Raw genomic sequence first — 1,764 nt, 5'->3', positions numbered from 1 at the left:
CGTCGTGTGGTGCCACTTGCCCCGCGGATCGGTGAAGCGCAGGTCCACCAGTTCCACCGAATGTTCCTGGATCAGGCTGAACACCTTCGCGACGGATGCCGCGTCGGGGGAAGATGGGGCCGCTGGGGCCGGGGTCGGGGCTTTTTTCGCCATTTCTCGGATGCCTGCCTATTGTGAAGCCGTACGATGCGGCCGGAAAACGGTTACGAAACTATCGCGCCGTTGTCGAGGCGTCGGTCGCGGCAACGATGTCGGCCGACCGCCCCGGCCCTTCCCCGGCCCCGCCATTCCCGGGCGGATCAGAACCCCATGACGCCGTCCATGCCGAAGGTGAACATGCCGGTGTTGCGGCCGTCATTGAACGGGGTGGTGCCGTTCAGCGAGCGGTCGAACCGGATTTCGGGGCGCACCTCGAAGACCCGGACGCCGTGGCCCAGGTCGGGCTTGTACGTCACGCCCAGGGTCAGCGCGCCATAGGTCGTGGGCGGGGCGAATTCCGCGGGCACGGTGGCGCCGGCGATGGCGCCCATATAGGCGGTGTTGTTCAGGAAGCTGACGACGAACTGGCCGGTATTGTCGCGATAGATCTCGCCCCGGTAATTGAAGGTCAGGGACGGCGTGATCTTGTAGCTGAGGAAGCTGACGAAGCTGTAGGTGTCGGCCCGGATCCCGTCATCGTGGAGATAGTTGAATTCGCCCGTCACCGACAGCTTGTCGTTGATCTGGTAGGCGGCGTTGATGTCGTTCCAGTAGCGCATCTGGCTGTCGGCCCGCGGCCCCAGCACCACGATGGCGTTTTCCGGGCCGACGCGGCTGAGTTCGATGATGTTGAGCTTGCCGCCCGCCAGCCCGTTCAGGTTGAAGCCGAAATAGCCCGCCGGTTCGTGATTGTTGTCGCTTCGGCCGAAGGTCGTCTGGTTGCCGGTATCGATGCCGAACGTGACGTCGACGATCGGGTCGACGTGCCATTTGAACATCGCGCCGACATGCTGGAAGGGCACGGAATATTCGGACGTGTAGGCCAGCGTGTAGAACGGCCGCGTCGTCGGATCGAGGGTTTCGACGCCCATCGGGGCCTGCAGGATGCCGGCCTGCATGTCCAGGCCGCCGCTGGTCAGCCAGGGCAGATGCACGTCGACATGCGCCTGCGCGGGAAGGACCTGGTAGCGGTCCGAGATCGCGCGGTCGGAAATGCCCAGCAGATGGTAGTACCGCGCGTCGGACCCGTAGAGACCTTCCAGCGTGAAGCCGACCTGATACTCGCTCTTGCTGGGGTCGATGGCCTTGGCGAGCGTGAATTCCAGCTGGTTGAGCTGGACCTGGTTGGCATGGTCTGCAAGGAAGTTGCCGAAATTGATGCCGTTGTCGGGACGGGCGGGGTTGGCCATGATCCCGCCTTCGATCTGTCCCACCAGGGTGACGCCGCTGAGCCATTCCGCGAGGCCCGACTTGCCGGACGAACTGCCGAACACCGCGATCTGCGCGCGGCCTTCGGATGGGAGCAGGAGACAGCCGGCGACCAGAAAAAGGGAGAGACAGCCTGCTTTTTTGTACATGACGCTGGAAACCGGCACGCTTCATTTCCTCCGTTTTATGGGGGGACGGCGCGCGCCGTCCCCGGATGTGCAGGATTGAGTGCTGTCGGGCGATCGCTCAGTCGATGCGTTCGCCGTGGAGGACCATGTCGAGGCCTTCGACCTCCTGGTCCTGGGTGACGCGCAGGCCGATGGCGAGGTCGACGATCTTGAGCAGGACGAAGGTGGC

At 64.0% G+C, this 1,764-nt stretch carries 2 protein-coding genes and 1 pseudogene; all 3 read right to left on the bottom strand.

The window, feature by feature from the left end; genetic code table 11:
- Positions 1 to 153 (bottom strand): annotated as a pseudogene (gene glnA, locus HLH28_RS18210) (glutamine synthetase); the annotation flags it as partial.
- Between the two features lie 146 nt (positions 154 to 299).
- Positions 300 to 1,556 (bottom strand): outer membrane beta-barrel protein, encoded by a 1,257-nt coding sequence (locus HLH28_RS17810; protein ID WP_182961937.1) that lies wholly within the window; start codon positions 1,554 to 1,556, stop codon positions 300 to 302.
- Between the two features lie 97 nt (positions 1,557 to 1,653).
- The coding region (locus HLH28_RS18315) for an ammonium transporter (RefSeq protein WP_182961157.1) at positions 1,654 to 1,764 on the bottom strand (111 nt) is incomplete at its 5' end.

The organism is Gluconacetobacter tumulisoli, from assembly GCF_014174155.1.
GTDB classification, from domain to species: Bacteria; Pseudomonadota; Alphaproteobacteria; order Acetobacterales; family Acetobacteraceae; genus Gluconacetobacter; species Gluconacetobacter tumulisoli.
This window is presented reverse-complemented; position numbering and strand designations above follow the sequence as displayed.